The organism is Serratia sp. P2ACOL2, from assembly GCF_003691565.1.
Classification (GTDB): domain Bacteria; phylum Pseudomonadota; class Gammaproteobacteria; order Enterobacterales; family Enterobacteriaceae; genus Serratia; species Serratia liquefaciens.
In genome coordinates this window covers 1751448-1769851 of record NZ_CP033162.1, presented here as the reverse complement: position 1 = coordinate 1769851, position 18404 = coordinate 1751448, and the positions used below count along the sequence as shown (strand labels likewise).

Genomic DNA, 18404 nt, shown 5'->3' with positions numbered 1-18404 from the left:
ATAGCAAGGGTGATTAAGGATTAAAGGCGGATTTTGGCGGCGATGCCGCGCAACTGATCCACGCCATTCACACGGCGAATAAAGCGCTCCGTGTCGATTTCGAACAGCTCGCGACCTTCAAACGTTTGTTTGTAGTAATTGATCGCGATTTCGACCGTGGTCGCCTTTTCTGACAGTGCCTGATTATCCCGGGCGTCAGGCGTAATTTTCGAAACAAATCCCTCTATCTCGTCAATCGCCCCCAGTGCGCGGCCGTTGCTGAGATAGCCCTCATAGGCCGCAAAGCGATTGCGATTGCCCGTCACAAAACCAAATCGGGTCAGCATGTCCGTATCGATGCCATAAAACTTGATCTGGCAGGTTAGCGCCTCCATGCCGTCATCCATCGGCGTGGGGGCATCCTGCGCGCCGGTGCGCAGGTCTGTTTTGACGATCGACAGTTCCGGCGGCGTGTACTCATGCGCGCCCTGGATACGGAAACCGCCGGCAAAAAATGTCCAAGCTCTTACCGTTGCTTTATCGCTCATACCGTCCCCAGCTCCTCTACTGCATATTGATTATTAATGCGAACCCGCATCGTGATCCGTTCTGTGGGTGATTTCGGCCCAAAGTCATAATCGATATAGACCTCACCGGCCGCTAGGGTTTCGGTGGTGTTCAGTTCCTCATCCAGCCAGGCCCGGCCGCCAAAAATGGCTTTGAGCTTGGTCAGCGTGCGCATATAGGAGTTAATCGTGCCCAGGATGTCATCGATATTCTCCAGGTCGAGCGGCCGATCGACGTACAGCAAAGCCGTCTCCTGGATACTGTCCTCGATAACGTCTGCAGTACGTCGCACTGATTCAAACTGCCATTGCGGATCCTGGATACACAGGCGGTTACCCCAATGCCGAAAACCATCACGGCGGATAATGGTCGTGACGTTTTCCATGTTCAGTAAGTTGGCCTGGCAGTTACGATCGCCGAGGATAAACTCGTCTACCTGTTCAACGCCGAGGATGTTCGCGATCGCCTGATTGGACTTGCTCCACCACCAGCCCTTTTCTAAATCAATCCGCGCGCGCAGGCCTGCCGCCAACGCGGAATAAGGGCGAAAGGTGATTTCACCGTTGGCTTTCACTTTCGAGACTCGCGGGCGTAACAGCTCCACCCGGGCGCCATACATTTGGCGGCGGCTGACAACCTCCTGAGCCGTGGCCATCGATTCACAATCAACATAGGCCACCGCGCGCAATTTGTTTGCGGCCGTTTCCAGCGCTTTCCCGATCACATCGTCTTCACTGAAACCCGGGGCAATCAAAATGCGCGGCCGGTAACTGGTGATCGATTCACTTAATGACCAGGCGCCCATAGCGGCGATAAGATTAGCCCGCATGTCCTGCTCTACGGCAAAGGTCTGCTCTGTGAGCAATTTCGCCCCGCCTTCGGTCGTTAACTTCACGCCCTTTTCCGTACTCAGCACGGCAGCGGCTTTACCTTCCGCTTTATCCGCCGCACGCACGACAATGATCAGCGCGTTCGTTTGGTCCGTGATGTCCGTAATCGCCTCGCCCAGCGTGCCGGCGGCGCCGAGGGCGCTTAGTTGGGTGCCGCCCATCACGGCCACCGGCGTATTCAGCGGAAACGGCTCATCGGTCCCGCCGGCTAACAGGGCCGTGAATGGCGCCACAATCCCCGGCGCCGTGGTTTCAACGGCAATGATTTTGCTATCAGCCACCGCCTTCACCGCTGCAGCCACCTCGGCCGCGGTCGCGATTATCACGCCCTCTGTATCTGCGCCCAGGATGATCGACAGCACCCCGGCCGCATAGCTGGCCGAGGTTTTCGCCTCTGCAGCGCCGGCGACTGCCTTAACACTGTACTGATTGCCCAGGCGCCCCGGCTCTGAGGCGTTAAACGTCAGCTCATTATCCAGCAACGGGGTGCCCGTGGTCCGGCTTGCTACCGTCCCTTTAGACGCGTTTGGCGCCGTACCCACCAGCCCGATAATCGCGGTCTGAATGGTTGTCACGGCTACCGAGCCGATATTCAGCTCTATTGTTTCCACACCATGTAAATCTGCCATTGTTATCTCCAGGCATAAAAAAACCGCCGGCGGCGGTCAGGGGGTTGTTTTATCAGGCTGGCAACGCGGGCCAGGGGATATCGGGGGCCTGGCCGATATCAACACGGCTTAACAGCACGCGGTATTTTTTCCAGTTGGCCAGGCGTTGATCATCGCCCTCTTCGCTCATTCCTGTCTCTGCAGCGTCGTTAAGCAATTCAATCTGCTGATCTGCCTGCTGCCGCAACTGCTGCCGGATTTGCGCGGCTTGCTCTACAGCGGCCCGCTGTTGGGCATCGGTATCTGTTACCCACTGCTCACCGTCCCACTGGTCCCAGGGCGTTGCTGGCGGCGTAAAGGTGCAGTCAGGGGGCAAGATAAAATAGGGGTCGGGCACTGCCTGGGGGCGACCGTCGGCGGTGTAGTAGGTCTGCCCTGATCGGTCTTCAATTTGCTGCCAGCCGTCGCCCGTATGCAAAACCGCATGGCCAGGTTCTGCAGCCGGCGGCGCGGCGGTTACGGCCCATTCAGGCAGCGCGGCCAGCTCCATCATGACAAACTGATTTCCACGCGGATCCCAATAGGTTGATCCGCGCACATCGGGAATATACGTCCAGCTTGTGCCATCCCATACGCCCGCCTGGCCCGCCTTCGGGTTACACTTCAACGGGGTGCAATTCGCCGGTAGTCCCGTGTGCGGCGCGACGTAAAAATTGAGGGAGCCGGTAAAAATGCCGGCATCGTCAAAGCGGTAAACCCATACCCAACGGGGAATATCCGAAAACTCAAAGCTCTCTGTCATGCCAGCCTCACAATGTAGTTAAATGCAATGTTATCAACGGTGTTTCTTGCTGCACCGAACGCATCGATACGCAGGCCGTGGCCGTGCCAGCCAATATCTACCCAGTGGGAGTGATTGGGTGTTGCCTCTACCAGAGGGAAGTCTGATAAATCTCGGCCTAATTCAAATGAAAACCGTTCACTCCAGCCGCCATCAATCGCAGTGTTTGAGTGATAACCGCGAATTTTTGGCTGAAATGCCCCGGCTTGCGTCGTTTCTTTACTGCCCAGGTCAGCACTGCCCACTTCACCGCCGTGGCCGTGACTCTTAACCTCACCATCAGCCAACGATAACGGGCCGCGATCATCCGGTTTCCCCAAAATAGTCCGGCCTCGCATGTCGGGGAAAACACCCGACGGGTACGCCTGCGCCGTGCGCGGATAGGCGTTTTTATCAAAGGCCTGTCCCAGCATTAAGGCATGGCCAGGCGGCGGGGAATCACCCGAGAAAGGCAGCGGCACAATCGGTTGCTGTTCTTCTATTGCAAACGTCCCGGCTTTACTTCTTAGGCCTCCGGTTTGGGTATCAAACTCCCAAATACACTCCATCCCGCTATCACCGATAGCATGGATGACAGGATGCGCGTGCATATCCGTTCCTGGCATAAGGTAGCCAAAGCTGACGGCCGTCGGCCACCCTTTGCCTTTTCGAGTGCCTCGCCCTTTAACGAGGGGGATATAAGTGCTTCCTGGCGTCACAGACCAGTGATAATCAGGTGAATAAAATGGGGCGTGGTTATCTAATTGCTCCTTGTACATGCCTGCGCCGGCCGGTATGCCGTTAGTGCCGTTTGCCTGGAACATTGGGGCGCCCAGGTCGCCCGTCGCCGTGTCGCCCTTCCTGAAAAGATAACGGGCGTCCGCTTCTTCAATCGTCAATACCGATACATTCGGATCAATCTCCAGTACCACGTTTTCCGCGTGTACCAGCGGCATGGCAAAGCTAATCACCAGCTCTTTTACGATGGAGTCGTTTTGCTCCGGTAGATAGCTGTCGGGATAGGCGCCATAGGCAATCAGAACGCCGGCGCTACTCATCAGCCCGAACTCACGGACCACTTTCCCTGGATATTCACGGGCGTTTATAACTGCCTGGCCGGCAATCATGCCGCTACCCGAATCCCCTTGCGTAAAGGGCACATCCCCAAATTTATTAACCAGCTTGGTTACTGCAGGGTCAGGGGTCACAGAGGCCCCGCCACCATCACCAAACGCGACGATCGGGATAGTGACCACCTCACCGGCCTGATAAGCCGTCTCTATCGCCTCGGCGCCGACGGCGGTTAAAATTAATCCTGAGGCCATTATTTTTTCTCCACTTCAATCACTGCAGCCGTCGAATAATCGTTAGGGTCCCACGGCGAAACGCTGCCGGTTGTCGCAGAGGTTAACCGCACAAACCGACTGAAATTTGAGGGACTCCCCGGGGAAGCAGTAACCCAGCGGGCTTCCTCCGAGGTTGAACCCATCCAAAACTTGCGCCAGCCGTAGGCTGCCATGTTTCCCCACTCCCCCCACAGATGCCCCATTTCGCGGACCTTCGTTCCGCCGGCTTGCGGCCAACGAATTAAATCCTCAACCAGGCACATTCTGCCGCCCTGTTTTTCAATAAACGCAGGCATATCAGATTGGCTAAGCTGAATATCTGCCGGCGTGGGAACAAGGTAACGAACAGGGTTGATTGCGTGGCTGATCGAGCGGTTACGGGCATCTGTCCCCGTGATAGCGACTGCCCCGGGACCGGTGATTGTTACCGTTCCGTCACTGGCCACCGTCGCCGGGCCTGTTACGTGCCAGGTGATCGCGCCAAAGTTGCCTTGCGTTACCAGCGTGTAAACAGCCCCATCAAACGACGACGTAGGCGCAAACTCCGACGTCATCCAGCCGTTGATATGTACACCGATAAACTCAAACACAGGGATGATTGAGAATGACTCAGATGCAATCATGTAGCCGGCTAAAATCGCCTTACCGTCCAGGCTGCCTTTAAACGACACATCGAACCAGGAGCGCAGGTTTTTACCTTTCATTACCGCGCTTTTCAGGTCCTGCACGTCCGTTAACGTGATCGGCCGGTCGTCCTGGGTCACATCGAGAGAGAACGTGTAAGGCTCTCCCCGGGGCGTTTTTTCGAACCACTCGACTACATCGCTAGCGAACGGTGAAGAGGATAACGACATTTCGATCGCCGCCCGGGTCCCCCTGTGTCGATGGATATACGCCGCCCGGGCGATTGCCGCCCGTTTCTCCGCCTCTGTCCAATCCGTGTTCCAGGTATCCACGCTGTACTCCCACGCCAGCCACGGCAGCAGATCAACAGGGCACAACGCCGGATTTTTCACTATCCGGATCAGGTCAGGGATAGAGAGCACCTCCTCAATTGTCGCCTGCTCCAGGGCGCGCTCTGCCGGGATGGCATTGGGCGGGAGGAGGGTTTTAAATTTATTCGGCATTAATGATCACCTTACGCAGCGTCACTTTTGAGCATCGCGGCGCCTGCCCCATTGCCATGCTGATATCTGCAGCGGGTGAAGTGAGTTTTACCGTCACTATTCCGGCTTGATGCAATGCGCGGTCAATGGCCGAGCACGACACCAGCCGGCCGAGACGGTTAACAATAGCCAGGTACTTGGCCAGCTCATCCTCTGCCGCTTTCATCACCGTGTCAGTGTCCGGGCCGTAGGGGATTTGGATATCTGCAATGACTTCAAAATCCACCATTTCCGCCGGCTTCACCGTGACAAAATCGGTCAGCGGTCGAACCTCTTTTTTATTGACCGCTTCGGCAACCTTTTTCAGCACCTCCGCCGACGGGATCCCCCCATTGGTCCGGGACAACACATAGAGATACACCTCGCCAAGCAGTTGATGATCTTCGGGGCCGTATGCCCGAACATCTAAAACGTCAGGGTCTGCAGACGCGGCAAAAAAGGTGTAGGTGTTTTCGGCGCCGGCGGTACTTAACCGGGACCATGCCAGTTGTATCCGGGTTCTAAACGCCTCGTCGTCTTCATAGACTGGTGCCACTGGCGGGACGGCGTTCGGGTCGCCCGGTGTTATCAGCAAGCGCAACACATCAAAATTAGCGCCCAACTGGTCCAGGTCGTTCCCTTGGGCGCTTGCCAACAGCACCGCACGAATAGAGTCATTCATGCCCTGGCGGATCAGTGTTGAGTGATACGCCAGGACCTCCCCTTGTTTAAACACCGGGTCAGACTCCAGCAAGGCATCATAATCCGGGTCCAGCTCGCGGAGTCGCGCCAGCCAGCCGGCAAAAATCAGCGCGGGGTCAGGGACTTTCACCGCGTCAGGAACGGGCAATTCTGAAAGGTTAATCGTCGCGGAATTGGTCGCCATTTATCGTTAACTCCTCCAAAGTGATCGGGTAGCCCGTTTCTGTGTTGATGCCGTAAATCGTCAAATCAAATTGCCCGTCGCCGGCAAACTGGACCGCTACCGTTTTCACCTGCAGACGCGGCTCCCACTTCGCCAGGGCACTGGCCGTGGCGGCAATGATATGCACCCGTGTGCTTTCGTCCTGGGGGTTGTCCACCAGGTCCAGTAAATCGCTGCCGTAATCCCGGACCAGAACGCGGCTACCGATCGGCGTGGTCAGGATGTCAAAGACGGACTGGCGCAAGTGAGACGTATCCGCCAGGCGTTTACCGTTGGCTGCATTAACTCCCTGCATAGTGCCCCCATAAAAAAAACCGCCGGAGCGGGTTACATTTGGTTGTTCGGTTTGTCGGTGTCCCCGCCATGCGGATCGGGGTGGTTATGGTCGTTGAAAATTTCCCGGATCCGGTCCAGAGAGCTTTTGCCGTCGGAGATTTTCCCTGTGGCGGACAGGTCCCCGGTGACTGCAGTATCCGCCTGCAGTTCCGTTTTCCCTTTCACCGTCAGCGTGTCCGTTATCTCTACCGGCCCGCGTAACGTCCCTTTACCGATAATTTCATAGGTGCCACCCTCCGGTAGCGTCAGCGTAAAGGCGTGGGCTTCGCGGTTGTAGCGAAACTCGGCGCCGTCGCTGTATCGGGTGATGTGCTCCGCGTCGCTGCCTTCTGGCGCCGGCATGACGCCCGTATTACCACCGGGAAGCACCCGCCCGTTATTCAGTTCGCCGGCCTCAGATAACACGGTCACAGGGTCCCCAACTGCGCAGGGGTTGGACTCCGTGCGATTTGCGCCTGAAAAACCCATACACAGAGGAAGCCAGGCTGTGATGATATCGCCCAGTTCGACGCGGCAGGCCGGTTGCTGGCCATGCCGTACAGAATGAATAACCCCCCGGCGGACCATATTGGCAACCCGGCGCTGCAGGTCTGATAACGCGTCATCACTCATCGCCGGCGGCCTCTTTTTTCTCGTAGATAAGCCTGTAATCGTCAACGTGCGCACTGCCAATATTCGGGGCCTTGCCCAAAAATACCTTTTTCAGCGGGCCGGCTTTCGACTCAAACGGATCTTCACCCATCGCCGCCACCTGGGTGAAGGTAATGCGCCACACAATATAGGCCGCCATCTCCGGATCAAACTCGTCAGGGTCAGCACTGACAAACTGCGCCGGCTCCAGCCCTTCAAGCCCAAACGTTTTGCCCTCTATCCATTGACTAAGGTCAGCGGCGGCCGTGCGAACATATATCTGCGGTTTTGAAATGTCAGCCGTCGCCGATCGATCAACAACAACAAAGAGGTCATGCTCAAACTCTACGCGTAACTGACCATCCCCACTGGGAACATTCTTCCAGCCAATAATGGAAAAATACACGGCCGGCGTGGCCAGTTGCGTCACGGTTTCCGGGTAATCATTTGCATCAGTGACCCAGGAAATTTCACGCAGCGCAGATAAAACCGCCTCATGATAGTGGGCCATTAAAATCGGTGTAGGCATTTACATTCTCCGGCCGTCCAGGTCTATCCGCTTTTTAATGCGCCCCCTGATGTCATTCGTAAACTCTCGATAGAAATTGGTCGCCATATCGGGAAATGAATGGTCTTCAAGGTGATCCAGCACCGCTGCATAAATATCAATTTCCGCCTCACGGGCACGGCGGGTCTGGGGGTCACGTATTAGTACCGTACGCCGCCCTTCCTTTTTTGACCGAGCAACCTCACCGTCAGGGAAATTCATCGCCGGCAGCAAAGCACCTTTAGGTTCAAAGCCCACCTCGTTCAACTTTCGCCGACGGGCGGCAATAAACCGGCCAGACTGCGGATCTCTGCGGTTATGGTGTGGTCGCGCCCGCCCCTTAACCCGACCTTTGAGGTCTTTAACCTTGATAGCGTTCAAGCCAAACCAGATCTTCCCCTCGCCCAGTTTATTACTTGTGTCGGTGATAGTGCCCCGGGAGCCTTGATAAGACAGCACACGTTTCTCTATCATTTTCATGTCCCGGGGAGCGAGTCCCGCCTTGAGATCTCCCCGGGCCGACCTTAGAGACTTTGCTAACGTACGCTTCAATGCCCTGCTGTATGCATTACGGTATTGTTTATGATTAGCGCCGGCGGCGACGGCTATTTGTTGCAGCACCTGCAGGTCAATATCAATCGGCAGGTTTCGGCGTAAACGGCTTTCACGGGCCATATTATTTACTCCATTTGTCAATCGCTGGCGCGGGCTTACCTGGCACCCCACGCGCCAATGTGACAACACAGGTTCCTGTGTCGTCCGGGCCGACCTTCACCACCCAAAAGGACTCTGTGCCAATCTCCACCCGATCTTTAGGTTTCAGGCCTACAATCAGCGCCGTTTTAACAAATAGCCGAGGGGCGACGTCCTGAACCGTTGCGGCGCCATAAGGCAGGGAAGTATCAGCGGCAGGCTCATCGAAAACGGCACGGACAGGCGTCGGCGCACCATTGATAGACACCTCCATTTCCCGCCCCATCACCTCAATAATTCGGCTGTCAGCATCGAAAAGGGCCTCATCAAAAAGGTTATCGAACCCATCCATGCCGCCCCCTTAAAGCTCTGTCGCGTGGCCAGCGTCTTCCAGGTCGTCCACGTCCGAGGCCAGAACGCGGACCGTATCGCCGGCATACGCCATTTTCACCGGTTGATTTCGCGTTTCATGCAATGCGTTGATATGCAACGTCGTCAGCACGCGAACCGGTACCCACTCTATTTCGCCTTCTGATTTTGGCGCCATTGGCTGGCGTTGTTCGGTGGTCGTCTGCAGCAACGGACCGGAACCAGACGCCCCACCGGTGCCACCGTCTGTACCGTCGCCGTCTTCCTCCAGAGCCTCGATTTCCTCTTCGGCTTCACGGATCCGCAGTTGCAGATCTGCGATAGTCCCTTCTGTGCTCAGCTCACGGCCCAGCACCTTACCCAGCTCGTCCAACTTGGTGATCAACTCGTCTTTATTAGCCATTGTGTTCTCTCTCTAAAACAGGGGAAAAGGGGCCGTAGCCCCTGCCTGATTAATCGGCGTTATGCGATTGTGATGACAACGAAATTGTCAGGCTCTGGCAGCACCATGAGCGGGGCGGATTGAGTCATCGTGTATTCGCTGCTCACGTCGCCTTTTGTGATCCAGTTTTTCGGATAACGTTTAGCGACGGTGATCCCTTCTGCGACAAATTCCGCATCATGGATCATGCCGTAACAGCGGATACCATCAGCCAACGTATTCCCCAGCACAATGGTGTTATCCGGCATATAGCGCGCTGTTTTGCCGTCCTCTTTCGCGTATTGGCCTTTTGTCACAACAATAGCCAGGTCGCCGTAATAGCCCTTGAAGGAGACAATCGCCCCCAGGTCTTTCAACGCCGTTTCCAGCTGAGAATTAGACCCGCGACGGGTATCCATCTTTTCACGGAACAACTTGAACCCGTTCAAGGCGCGCCAGGACAACCCGTCCATCACGGCAATATTGATGGCCCCGTTACTTTGGTCAGCGTACATATCCAGATCAAACGTTGGGTCAAAGGTGTCCTGGTCCTGTTTTGACCAGGCCGCCGCGCCGCTCTGAATAATGTTGTTTGCAGGGTTTCGACCAAAATCGACTTCAACTTTCTCGAATTGCTCCCCCTCCATCAGGTACTTACCCTTTAATACCGCCTGAACAGCCTGCATTTCTTCAACCTGAACAATGGATTCCTCTTCCTGTTTCAGATTCTGCGCAATAACACGTTCACGCCTGTACGCCGGATCCGCCAACATTGCAGGGTCCTCGCCCGGCAAACGGTCAACGACCATATCCGGTGTAACCTGGTGTTTCGGTTTGACATACCCGGGCTTTAGCGTGCGTGTCATCCCCCCCAAATTACGTAAAACCTTGCCCTCTACCTGAGGAGAAACGTACATGGCTATCGGCGCCCGACCGGTAATTTTGTCCAGCATCACCTCTTTGGTATCGAAAGTGATTTCACGCTTAAAAAACAGATTCAGGAACAACGCATTAAACTTGAGTTTGTCCTGGGTTACGCCAATCAGTTGACGCGTGGTAAACAGGCCCATAGGCCCTCCTTCTGGTAATAAAAAGGCCGCCAGGCAGCCTTTAGTTATGAGGGGGAAACCGTCTTAAGCAACGCTGAGGGCGGTACCGATAAACGCATTTTGTTTTAACTGATCGGTCACACCGTCAGGCCAGGCGATCACCTCAATAGCAAACGTCCCCGACTTGTAATAGGTCAGCAAGGGTGCGATGCCATCATGTGGTAGCGCCAACACGGCGACAGCCGTTCCTGCCGCTGCGCCATCCCAGGCCACCAGTAAACCACCTTCGGCCGCAAGCATCAGAGGCGTCAGTGCCAGAGTTGCCTTGGTCAGCCCACTGCAGGCCTTTGCGGTGTGTGCCGTATCGCTGCCGGCAAAAACTCGATGATCATTACGCTGTTCTACGGTCATGCATTTTCCCCTTGCGTTAAGAATGACGCTAAACGCGATACCCCGTCTTGCGCCTTGTTTTCACCGCTCCCCTGGCCCAGCGCTTCGGGAGAATCAGCCATCAGGCGATCAAGTCCCGTTTCAGTCCGGGCCTGAGCGCTTTCCGGCATACTGGCAAGAATGCGCTGGGCATTTTCTACCGTCATGCCTGGCGTAGCTGCCAGGGCACGCGCAGAGACGCCCCGGCCTTTGGCCTCATCACAATCTAAAATCCCCATGATGCGGGCATTTTCGGCCTGAATGGCATTATTAACGGCCGCTGTTACACTTCCTGCGGGCTGAGCCGCTGCCGGATCCGCTGCCGTTTGTGCTGTGGCCACTTCCGACCCGGTTGGCGTATCCGCTACGGTTTGGGTTTGATTTACTGACATTTGGCCTCCTATAGACCGGGTTACTTTTGAGTTACTGATAGCCTCACGCATGACCGCTAACGCATCGGTGTTGATAACCAGTTCATCAGACAGACCTACGTCTATCGACTCCTGGCCGGTATACACGGCCGCTTCGGTATCGAGCACCGCCTGAACAGAAATACCGGTATAGCCCGATACTTTGTCCGCAAAGGATTGCCGGATGGCGTTCATTTTTGCCTGAAATGTTGCCCGAACTTCTTTTGGCAAGGCTTCCCAGGGATTCCCGTCCACCTTGTGAGCACCGGCAAAAATAAGGGTGATATCGACACCGGCTTGCTTCAGATTGCCGGCGTAATTACTGTGGGCCATCAACACCCCGATAGAGCCGGCTTTAGCCGTTTGCGTGACCAGGCGCCGAGAGCACGCGCTGGCCAGCAACTGCCCGGCGCTGCAGTTCATATCGTTGGCCAATGACCAGATCGGTTTTTGATTACGCAGGCGGGCGATCATATCGGCCGCATCAAATCCGCCGGCGACCATTCCGCCCGGGGTATCCATATCAAGCAAAATCCCGTCAACGCCGGGATCGTTAATTGCCGCTGTTATCCTGGAAACAATCCCGTTGTAGCCGGTCATGCCAGAATACGGACGCAAAGCGGCGGACTTGCTGACCAACGTCCCCGATATCGGGACAATGGCGATCCGGTCCTGGATGTCATAGCCGTTATCCGAGACAGTCATTCGTCCGGGACCATAGGACGCGGCTAATTCGGTCATTTGCGGCGGTGATAAGACCGTATTTGTTGTGCCATCAATCAGGCGCCCCACGCCCAGCTCGTTACCCAACGCGCAAAAGAAAACCCGCGCGTAGGCGGGTTCTAATAAAAGCGGCTCATTGAGTGCCATGCTGGCGATATGGGGCAAGTTACGCGCTTGATCCACGCTGACCTCCCTCGTTTTGTGTAGAATTCTGCAGCTGAGCCTGGAAAGCTGCAGCCACCCACGCAGGCTGTGTTAAGCCGGCTGCCTTGCGTTCTTCTGCCTCCCGCACCTGCTGGCGGAAAATCTCCTGATAGTCTTCGCCCAGCTTGCCGCATTCCTTTTCAAAGGTACTTAAACCCGCCTCTATCAGCATGACGGACTCCTGCACCTCTTTCAGGCCATCAATGGCCATGCGGCCGGCGCCGATCCATTCTGAATTACTCCAGGCACATCGCGCCTCACTGAATGAGAAACGTGCGCGGGATGGCATTTTTACCACCCCACGGATCAATGCTTCCTCCAGCCAACAGGAAAACATCATGCTCGCCTGGCGTGACGCAATAAACTTGCGGCGACCAAGGAAGTAACGCCAGGATTCATTAGCCGATGCCCGGGCACTGGAGTAACTCACCTGCGAATAATCGCGGGAAAGCTGCTCGTAGGACACGCCCAGGCCGGCTGCGATGTATCTCAGCAACGACTGTTCAAAGACTGAATAGCCGTTATCCGCGTTCTGCGCGGTTTTCAGTTCCAGTTTGTCCCCTGGGAACAGGTGCGGGACTTTGGCGCCGCCAAACTTCACTTGCGCGGCCTGGTAATAAATCAGGTATTGCTCCAGGAATTTATTCATCGGGGGTTCCTGGCCTTTCACGTTCCCTGCCCCCAGGATGTAATCAAACGCCTTTTCTGTATCCAGCTCAGATTCAATGGTTGCGGCATACATCGCCTTAACGATCGCACTCTGCAGCTGCGTGTTCTGCAGCGTATCGAGCATCTTCATTTGCTCCATCACGCTGTAAAACCGGTTGGCTCCACGCGTCTGGCCATCCTCCAGGGGTTCAAAAATGTGGATCATCGCCGGCCGACCATTTGCCAGCTCACGGGGCACGTAGGAAACGCGGCGGGTGCCCCAGCTCGGATAGCTGTCATCCACCACGTTGTAACCAATGGCGGCACCATATTTGTCCAGCGAAACACCGGCGCGCTGCGTTTTGCTGTCGAGCACTCCGGGCGCGTTTCGGATACGTTTGGGGCTGACCATTTTAAACTGTGTTCGAAACAGCCGATGCGGAGCACGATCCCAGCAAGGCTGGGTAAAGACCTCCCCGTTAAACGCGTGCATGGCCACGCCTTCACGGATCATCATCGTAAAGGTTCGTTTGCGCTCCACGTCCAGGCAACAATCAGGGTCCTCTGCGTACTCTCGCCAGGCCGCCTCTATCTCGTCAGAAAACGCCCGGGATTCTTCCTCTGCGATACCGAGATATCGCCAGTTTGGTCGATAGCTAAGACGAAAGAAGGAGCCGACGATATGATCCTGGTGCAACTGCACGCCATTGGCCGCATAACCGTTATTTCGTACCAGGTCATCCGCCCGGGCGTTCCCCCGTTCAAATTGCGGCAGTAATGCGGCGTCTACGCTTTGTGAAGACGGTTGCCAGCCGGCAATTTGGCCACCAAAGCCCACACCGCCACCGGTATAACCGGCGTATTCACGCAGCGGCGTCGCGCCATCCGGGCCGAGTAAAGTTAGATTTTTAGTCATACCCCGAACCCCACCGGGCCACGGCGCCGACTGGCTAACCCCAGTTGAACCTCTAAATCAGAGATATAGGCGCGCAGCTCGTTTAACGTGGCGGAGGTGAATGTCACGGCGCGCCCGTCTTTTTGAATCGATGCCACACGTTTACCCGTCAGCAGTTCGTGCAAGGCTTTTCGGGCTTCTTCCAATTGTGCCAGTGTCGCCACGTTATCCTCCCAATTGAGCCGCCAGGGCGGCCAAGTCATTATTATTTCTGGCCTGCTGGCCGGACGGTGATTGTTGGCGGCTGGCCAGTAACACATCCAAATCCAGCTGCCAGCGCGAAACGCTGATACGCAAAGCCGCCAGGGCATAAACAAAACAGTCGAGGGCCTCGTTTCGGCGTTTTTTGGCGTCCCAGAGCAATTTAATTTTCCCTTTCTCATATTTTTCTATGAGTTCCTCTGCCGTCATCTGCTCGGCTTCGGTCAGGTCGAAAACTGCCGGATTATTCGGGTAGTGAATAAGCCCAGGAACGGGGGAGCCATCAGCGGAGCGTTCCAGTTTGTAGCGGCTGTAAATGACTTCTTTGGCGACGTCAGTGCCGATTTCTGTCAGAAAAACGCCGTGGCTGTTTTTCTTGCGCGGCATGTTGGCCACTGGCTTCCCATAAACGCTGGCGCCCTTGATCGGGATTACCCGAAAGAGGCCCAGTTTTTTCGAGCGGTTATAAACTATCGTCTGGTCGATACCGCCGGTGTCCCAACAAACGCGGCCAATGGTCATGATCGTGCCGTCGGCCAGCTGATACTGTTTGTTGATGGCCTCATCAACACGCAGCAACGTTTCCTCTTCATCGTGCCGCTCCATGATAATCACGCGGTCGATCAGGAATGCCTCTTCACCTGGCGCCCAGCCCCAAACACGCATTTCGTAACGGTCGAGCTGGGAGTCAATGCCGGCAGTGAGGTAAACCACACGATCGGGCACCTCTGCCCGGTAATGTTCTGCCAGTTCAACCAGGGTTTCAGGTAATGGCCGCTCCCCCACTTCCTCGGCCCAGGTTTCGCCTAGCGTCGTGTTGGTGAACGTTTTCAGCTTGCCCGGGTCGCCCTTCGTCTTTCTAAAGTCCTTAACGATTTGCGCCCAGGTAGTAAACGAGCTGTAAGCGGTCCAGATGTGAAAGGATACTGATTCAGGGGGATCAACCTCCTGCCCCGTCGATTCGAACCAGCGGAGGCCATCAGACGTGTAAAGGCCCGTGTTTTCACAGATATAACGCGCACCACTAAAATTAAGTTCCTGCTGGCGTATCACGCAGGCGTTATGCTCACAGAGATAAAAAACCGTCTTCGGCTTCCCTGATTCCCACTTAAAACCGTATGGCGTTTCACGATCGCCGAACTTTAAAAACTGCTCCTCGCCGCAATGTGGGCATTTCACATGAAAACGCATCAAATGCCCGGATTCACTGGCGGCGCGTTCTATCTGGCATATGCCCCTGATTTTCGGTGTAGATCCGCGTATAGACTTTGGCCACACTGAGCCTTCTATGCGCTTATCACCCAGGAACGTCGGTGAACCCTCTTTCTCCACATCCTCATCAAAGGCGGCCAGTTCGTCATAGCCAACATAATCGACCGATTTTTCACGGTAGTTTTTTGCCGCTTTACCTCCCAGGCACCAGAAACCCCGACCGTTCGAAAAACGCTTCATCGAAAGCGTGTTATCGCGGTGTTTTTTTCCGTACCAGGGCGCCATTGCCAAGAGACTGGGAACGTCGCGGATCGTCGGTTCGACGTGCGACTTCATAAAATTTTCAGCGTCGCCATCCGTCGGCTGCCACAACAGCCCGTTTCGCTGTTTGTGCTGGATAAAATACGCCACGACGGCCAGCAACATTTTTGAATAGCCGACGCGCGCCGACTTAATCAGGTTTACCTCCCGGATGTCATCGCTCCCCATTGCGTTCATGATCGCAACCTGAAACGGCATCGTTTCCCAGCGCCCCTCTTGATAGGAGGATTCTTTGGGGAGGTAATAAAATTCGTTAGCCCATTCGACCGCCGTCATAGGAACGGGGCGGAATAGCGAACGCAGACCGGCTGCAACCCAATAACGCAGCCGATCAATCCGTTTGTTCGATATACTCATTCAGCAACCCCGGAAGAATTTCATCCAGCGCAGCCGCTTTATTCATGGCTTTCACCACATCCCGCTTTAAAAATTCGATATGCCGATTTTCCAGTTCAGGAAAGCGCCGCTGCATTGAGAGAGGAATGCCGTCAAGAATGCCGGCAATCTCCCCCGCAACCTTTGACAGGACAAACATGCAGAAGCCGGTTTCCACTACCTCGGCGGAGTCTTTAGCATTCTTTAATTCCTGGCCGTCGGCCTGAGCGCGGGTTAAACGGTAGCGCTCATAATCGATAGTGCCGGGCTGTAAGGCCTCATCCCCGCTTTGCTGCAGGGCGTCCAGCTCTTTACGCAATATCTCGTTTTCTAGCGAGGCCTCGCGGTCGGCGTACCAGGTAATAACGTCCTTTGTCGAATAGGTATTTTCCCCGCCTTTACCGCCGTTCCCCTCGCCGGCCACTACCGGCATTCCTTGCGATTGCCATGTGGTGATCGTGCGCGTTGAAACTTCGAAGAGATCCGCCAGTTGTGCCTTTGTTACATTCATAACCCCCCCGAAACTCCTTTTTATTAACATTTTTTTAACCGGGAAGTGATTTCCCGAAAATCGAGAGGATCTCGATAGGATCACTTCCCGCTCTGGCTATAGGTGAATTAAGTAAAAACAATGCGTTAGGTGTTAAGTGAGAAGGAAGTAGGATCCGCGTCCAAAAAGCTCATAAATAGCGACTTTTCGCGCGTCTCCCGCCCCTCGGTGTTTTGAACTCCAGGAAGGACCCGCGAGAGTTGATAGCCATTCTCATTTAAGTGATTTCATCGGACGGTAAAGGCCAAAACGCTGTACAAATTTGTTTGCAATAATCAAAAACCCACCATGTGGTGGGCTTAGATTAGTTTTTAGTTGAAGCCTTTTTAATTATCTGGTCTGCCTTTTGTTTCAGGCTTCGAGATTCCTTGATCGTTTCATCGACTGTTTTCCCGTCCATTATTTTGAGATACAGCCTTTGACTCGCATCATCATCGTTAATACCCTCCGCGCCACCTGTCATCATATAAGCGTATAAACGTATATCAGCGGTTGCTTGCTTCAACTCGTCTTGCTTATCTTTAGGCAAAGCTTCAAGTACTTTCTCACCTGAATAAATCAATGCTTCTCTGCTAGAACCATCAAACCGGGGAGCTTGATCGCAACCACTCAACGCGAACATAAATACCATTGGTAACAAATAACGTTTCATTCGTCCTCCTGACGTATTAGTTATGGCTTGATGTTACCGGTATTTATCCCAAGCATATAGCCCTGCGCTTTATGAGGCCTTGGTTGATTGCTTTACCGCCCGCACCGCGTCGGCTTCCTGTGTTCCCTGCAGTTGCCTATTCAGCTTGTCCACCGTGACCAGTAGCGGCTCAAGCCAGTAAACAGCCTGGCCAGGTCAATCGGCAGCCGGCGGCAACGGTGGCGGTATGTGTTGCAGTAGCGCCGGCGGCAAGGCCTGGCACTGCGCCGGCACGTAAACGGTTCGCGTAGTTGAGCACCCGCTGAGCAACAACAGGATTAACAAACTGCCGGCCAACCGGGTCACGCTTAACAATCGTGCGGATTTCATTCTGCGACTCTTCTGATTTCAGACCGACGGCTGTTTGATACCCAGCAACCGCGCCGGCTATTTGGTTCATTCGGTTAAACTGAAACGCCTGGGTAGCGATAGCCTCCCCCTGTAGGGAGTTATCGGCCTGCAGCTGGCGCGCCTGCCCCTCGACCCGCTCTGCTCGTTCTGAGTAGTACGAGACGGACCACAGCGAAATAGCCAGGTCAGCAACAAGCACTGCCACCAGGCCTAACCGCCAATACTTAAGCTACGCGGCTATCACGCGGGGATCTCGACGTGGGGAGCGTCCAGGAACTTCGCCGGCTTATCTTCTGGATTATCCGTCCAGGTGAGCCCAAATCGCAGCTTTACGCCAAGCTCCTGACCAGTCTGCCACATGGCCACCAACACAGGCAGCCAGCATTTATAATCGTTCCAGTCGGCACCAACGGGCAGCAGGTCTACCGCATTCCCGGAAAGGTGGCGGCTATTCATGGTTTTGCTCGCGCCGGCGTCTTTCAACTGCTGTTGTCGTGCCTTGGTGCGCAAGCCTCCAATAACGGTAAAATTAACAGGTGATAGCTCAAGGGCGCGGCGTACAACAGCCACCAGCTCGGAATTGACGCCTTTTAAATTGCCTTCGCTGCGTTCGCTGAAACGATAATTAGCGGTCATTTTTCGGTTTATCCTTCTCTTCCATTGGCACATGCGTTTTCATCGTTGAGAAAGCGCGGAGGATTGCCAGGCAACGCTCGACACCTATTCCACCGATCACAACGCCAATCAGCAGCGCGTTGTCTTGGCTCATCCCGAATAGCTCAAGGGAATTGATAACGCCGAGAGAAATCAGCAAACAAATGGCCCCGGCGATAACGGCATCCAACCACGATTTGCCATCACGTAAGGTCAGTAAGGTAGCCATGCCGAACGCAGCGAATGAGCCGTAAAGCACTGGCGCATTGGTTTTCATCCACAGCAAAGTTGCCTCCAGGAATCCCGGCGGCAGGTGTTGATTATTCATTGCCCGGCTCCGGGTTTCAGAAAGTAA

Annotated in this window: 23 protein-coding genes; all 23 read right to left on the bottom strand. The window is 55.0% G+C overall.

The genetic code is table 11. From position 1 onward, the window contains the following. Window positions 1–20: 20 nt before the first annotated feature. A complete protein-coding gene (locus EBA31_RS08545) occupies window positions 21–527 on the bottom strand; it encodes a phage major tail tube protein (RefSeq protein WP_017892548.1) in 507 nt (168 codons plus the stop codon). Then, on the bottom strand, window positions 524–2065 hold the full coding sequence (locus tag EBA31_RS08540; protein ID WP_122078218.1) for a phage tail sheath C-terminal domain-containing protein: 1542 nt from the start codon (window positions 2063–2065) through the stop codon (window positions 524–526). Before EBA31_RS08540 ends, EBA31_RS08545 begins: the two co-directional genes overlap by 4 nt. Before the next feature lie 52 nt (window positions 2066–2117). Further along, entirely contained in the window at window positions 2118–2846 is a 729-nt protein-coding gene (locus EBA31_RS08535) for a tail fiber assembly protein (protein WP_122078216.1), read from the bottom strand. Continuing rightward, window positions 2843–4189: a phage tail protein gene (locus tag EBA31_RS08530; protein ID WP_122078363.1), complete on the bottom strand. Its 1347-nt coding sequence runs from the start codon at window positions 4187–4189 to the stop codon at window positions 2843–2845. The genes EBA31_RS08535 and EBA31_RS08530 overlap by 4 nt, the downstream gene beginning before the upstream one ends. Beyond that, complete coding sequence (locus EBA31_RS08525; RefSeq protein ID WP_122078361.1) at window positions 4189–5337, bottom strand: phage tail protein I; 1149 nt, start codon at window positions 5335–5337, stop codon at window positions 4189–4191. Before EBA31_RS08525 ends, EBA31_RS08530 begins: the two co-directional genes overlap by 1 nt. Further along, a complete protein-coding gene (locus tag EBA31_RS08520; RefSeq protein ID WP_122078359.1) occupies window positions 5327–6241 on the bottom strand; it encodes a baseplate J/gp47 family protein in 915 nt (304 codons plus the stop codon). The genes EBA31_RS08525 and EBA31_RS08520 overlap by 11 nt, the downstream gene beginning before the upstream one ends. After that, window positions 6216–6575, bottom strand: a complete 360-nt coding sequence (locus EBA31_RS08515) for a GPW/gp25 family protein (RefSeq protein ID WP_122078357.1) — start codon at window positions 6573–6575, stop codon at window positions 6216–6218. Before EBA31_RS08515 ends, EBA31_RS08520 begins: the two co-directional genes overlap by 26 nt. 32 nt (window positions 6576–6607) lie before the next feature. Next, the gene (locus tag EBA31_RS08510) at window positions 6608–7183 is read right to left on the bottom strand and encodes a phage baseplate assembly protein V (RefSeq protein ID WP_238387503.1); all 576 of its coding nucleotides are present in this window, start codon (window positions 7181–7183) and stop codon (window positions 6608–6610) included. A gap of 37 nt (window positions 7184–7220) precedes the next feature. Beyond that, window positions 7221–7775 (bottom strand): hypothetical protein, encoded by a 555-nt coding sequence (locus EBA31_RS08505; RefSeq protein WP_202914196.1) that lies wholly within the window; start codon window positions 7773–7775, stop codon window positions 7221–7223. Further along, a complete protein-coding gene (locus EBA31_RS08500) occupies window positions 7776–8468 on the bottom strand; it encodes a hypothetical protein (RefSeq protein WP_122078353.1) in 693 nt (230 codons plus the stop codon). 1 nt (window position 8469) lies between these two features. Next, window positions 8470–8838 (bottom strand): head-tail joining protein, encoded by a 369-nt coding sequence (locus tag EBA31_RS08495; protein WP_122078351.1) that lies wholly within the window; start codon window positions 8836–8838, stop codon window positions 8470–8472. A 9-nt stretch (window positions 8839–8847) separates the two neighbouring features. After that, window positions 8848–9258 carry a DNA-packaging protein FI gene (gene gpFI, locus EBA31_RS08490; RefSeq protein ID WP_122078349.1) on the bottom strand — a complete coding sequence of 137 codons (411 nt, stop codon included), beginning with the start codon at window positions 9256–9258 and terminating at the stop codon, window positions 8848–8850. 59 nt (window positions 9259–9317) lie between these two features. After that, window positions 9318–10346: a major capsid protein gene (locus tag EBA31_RS08485; protein WP_122078194.1), complete on the bottom strand. Its 1029-nt coding sequence runs from the start codon at window positions 10344–10346 to the stop codon at window positions 9318–9320. A gap of 63 nt (window positions 10347–10409) precedes the next feature. Then, entirely contained in the window at window positions 10410–10736 is a 327-nt protein-coding gene (locus tag EBA31_RS08480; protein WP_122078191.1) for a head decoration protein, read from the bottom strand. Continuing rightward, window positions 10733–12034, bottom strand: coding sequence for a S49 family peptidase (locus EBA31_RS08475; protein WP_238387502.1), 1302 nt, complete (start codon window positions 12032–12034; stop codon window positions 10733–10735). Before EBA31_RS08475 ends, EBA31_RS08480 begins: the two co-directional genes overlap by 4 nt. 19 nt (window positions 12035–12053) lie before the next feature. Continuing rightward, complete coding sequence (locus tag EBA31_RS08470) at window positions 12054–13655, bottom strand: phage portal protein (RefSeq protein ID WP_122078189.1); 1602 nt, start codon at window positions 13653–13655, stop codon at window positions 12054–12056. Next, on the bottom strand, window positions 13652–13858 hold the full coding sequence (locus EBA31_RS08465; protein WP_238387439.1) for a phage head-tail joining protein: 207 nt from the start codon (window positions 13856–13858) through the stop codon (window positions 13652–13654). The genes EBA31_RS08470 and EBA31_RS08465 overlap by 4 nt, the downstream gene beginning before the upstream one ends. Before the next feature lies 1 nt (window position 13859). After that, window positions 13860–15785, bottom strand: a complete 1926-nt coding sequence (locus tag EBA31_RS08460; RefSeq protein ID WP_122078347.1) for a phage terminase large subunit family protein — start codon at window positions 15783–15785, stop codon at window positions 13860–13862. Beyond that, on the bottom strand, window positions 15760–16314 hold the full coding sequence (locus EBA31_RS08455) for a terminase small subunit (protein ID WP_122078345.1): 555 nt from the start codon (window positions 16312–16314) through the stop codon (window positions 15760–15762). The genes EBA31_RS08460 and EBA31_RS08455 overlap by 26 nt, the downstream gene beginning before the upstream one ends. A 343-nt stretch (window positions 16315–16657) precedes the next feature. Beyond that, the gene (locus tag EBA31_RS08450) at window positions 16658–17005 is read right to left on the bottom strand and encodes a DUF6694 family lipoprotein (protein ID WP_122078343.1); all 348 of its coding nucleotides are present in this window, start codon (window positions 17003–17005) and stop codon (window positions 16658–16660) included. A gap of 169 nt (window positions 17006–17174) precedes the next feature. Further along, window positions 17175–17600 carry a hypothetical protein gene (locus EBA31_RS08445; protein ID WP_122078341.1) on the bottom strand — a complete coding sequence of 142 codons (426 nt, stop codon included), beginning with the start codon at window positions 17598–17600 and terminating at the stop codon, window positions 17175–17177. Window positions 17601–17635: 35 nt separating this feature from the next. Then, window positions 17636–18031 carry a M15 family peptidase gene (locus EBA31_RS08440; RefSeq protein ID WP_122078339.1) on the bottom strand — a complete coding sequence of 132 codons (396 nt, stop codon included), beginning with the start codon at window positions 18029–18031 and terminating at the stop codon, window positions 17636–17638. Beyond that, window positions 18021–18377, bottom strand: coding sequence for a phage holin family protein (locus EBA31_RS08435; RefSeq protein WP_122078167.1), 357 nt, complete (start codon window positions 18375–18377; stop codon window positions 18021–18023). The genes EBA31_RS08440 and EBA31_RS08435 overlap by 11 nt, the downstream gene beginning before the upstream one ends. Window positions 18378–18404: the final 27 nt, after the last annotated feature.

Coding starts and splice junctions, on each gene's coding strand:
- EBA31_RS08545 (WP_017892548.1), bottom strand. CDS start 527: ATGAGCGATAAAGCAACGGTAAGAGCTTGGACATTTTTTGCCGGCGGT.
- EBA31_RS08540 (WP_122078218.1), bottom strand. CDS start 2,065: ATGGCAGATTTACATGGTGTGGAAACAATAGAGCTGAATATCGGCTCG.
- EBA31_RS08535 (WP_122078216.1), bottom strand. CDS start 2,846: ATGACAGAGAGCTTTGAGTTTTCGGATATTCCCCGTTGGGTATGGGTT.
- EBA31_RS08530 (WP_122078363.1), bottom strand. CDS start 4,189: ATGGCCTCAGGATTAATTTTAACCGCCGTCGGCGCCGAGGCGATAGAG.
- EBA31_RS08525 (WP_122078361.1), bottom strand. CDS start 5,337: ATGCCGAATAAATTTAAAACCCTCCTCCCGCCCAATGCCATCCCGGCA.
- EBA31_RS08520 (WP_122078359.1), bottom strand. CDS start 6,241: ATGGCGACCAATTCCGCGACGATTAACCTTTCAGAATTGCCCGTTCCT.
- EBA31_RS08515 (WP_122078357.1), bottom strand. CDS start 6,575: ATGCAGGGAGTTAATGCAGCCAACGGTAAACGCCTGGCGGATACGTCT.
- EBA31_RS08510 (WP_238387503.1), bottom strand. CDS start 7,183: ATGGTCCGCCGGGGGGTTATTCATTCTGTACGGCATGGCCAGCAACCG.
- EBA31_RS08505 (WP_202914196.1), bottom strand. CDS start 7,775: ATGCCTACACCGATTTTAATGGCCCACTATCATGAGGCGGTTTTATCT.
- EBA31_RS08500 (WP_122078353.1), bottom strand. CDS start 8,468: ATGGCCCGTGAAAGCCGTTTACGCCGAAACCTGCCGATTGATATTGAC.
- EBA31_RS08495 (WP_122078351.1), bottom strand. CDS start 8,838: ATGGATGGGTTCGATAACCTTTTTGATGAGGCCCTTTTCGATGCTGAC.
- gpFI (WP_122078349.1), bottom strand. CDS start 9,258: ATGGCTAATAAAGACGAGTTGATCACCAAGTTGGACGAGCTGGGTAAG.
- EBA31_RS08485 (WP_122078194.1), bottom strand. CDS start 10,346: ATGGGCCTGTTTACCACGCGTCAACTGATTGGCGTAACCCAGGACAAA.
- EBA31_RS08480 (WP_122078191.1), bottom strand. CDS start 10,736: ATGACCGTAGAACAGCGTAATGATCATCGAGTTTTTGCCGGCAGCGAT.
- EBA31_RS08475 (WP_238387502.1), bottom strand. CDS start 12,034: ATGGCACTCAATGAGCCGCTTTTATTAGAACCCGCCTACGCGCGGGTT.
- EBA31_RS08470 (WP_122078189.1), bottom strand. CDS start 13,655: ATGACTAAAAATCTAACTTTACTCGGCCCGGATGGCGCGACGCCGCTG.
- EBA31_RS08460 (WP_122078347.1), bottom strand. CDS start 15,785: ATGAGTATATCGAACAAACGGATTGATCGGCTGCGTTATTGGGTTGCA.
- EBA31_RS08455 (WP_122078345.1), bottom strand. CDS start 16,314: ATGAATGTAACAAAGGCACAACTGGCGGATCTCTTCGAAGTTTCAACG.
- EBA31_RS08450 (WP_122078343.1), bottom strand. CDS start 17,005: ATGAAACGTTATTTGTTACCAATGGTATTTATGTTCGCGTTGAGTGGT.
- EBA31_RS08440 (WP_122078339.1), bottom strand. CDS start 18,031: ATGACCGCTAATTATCGTTTCAGCGAACGCAGCGAAGGCAATTTAAAA.
- EBA31_RS08435 (WP_122078167.1), bottom strand. CDS start 18,377: ATGAATAATCAACACCTGCCGCCGGGATTCCTGGAGGCAACTTTGCTG.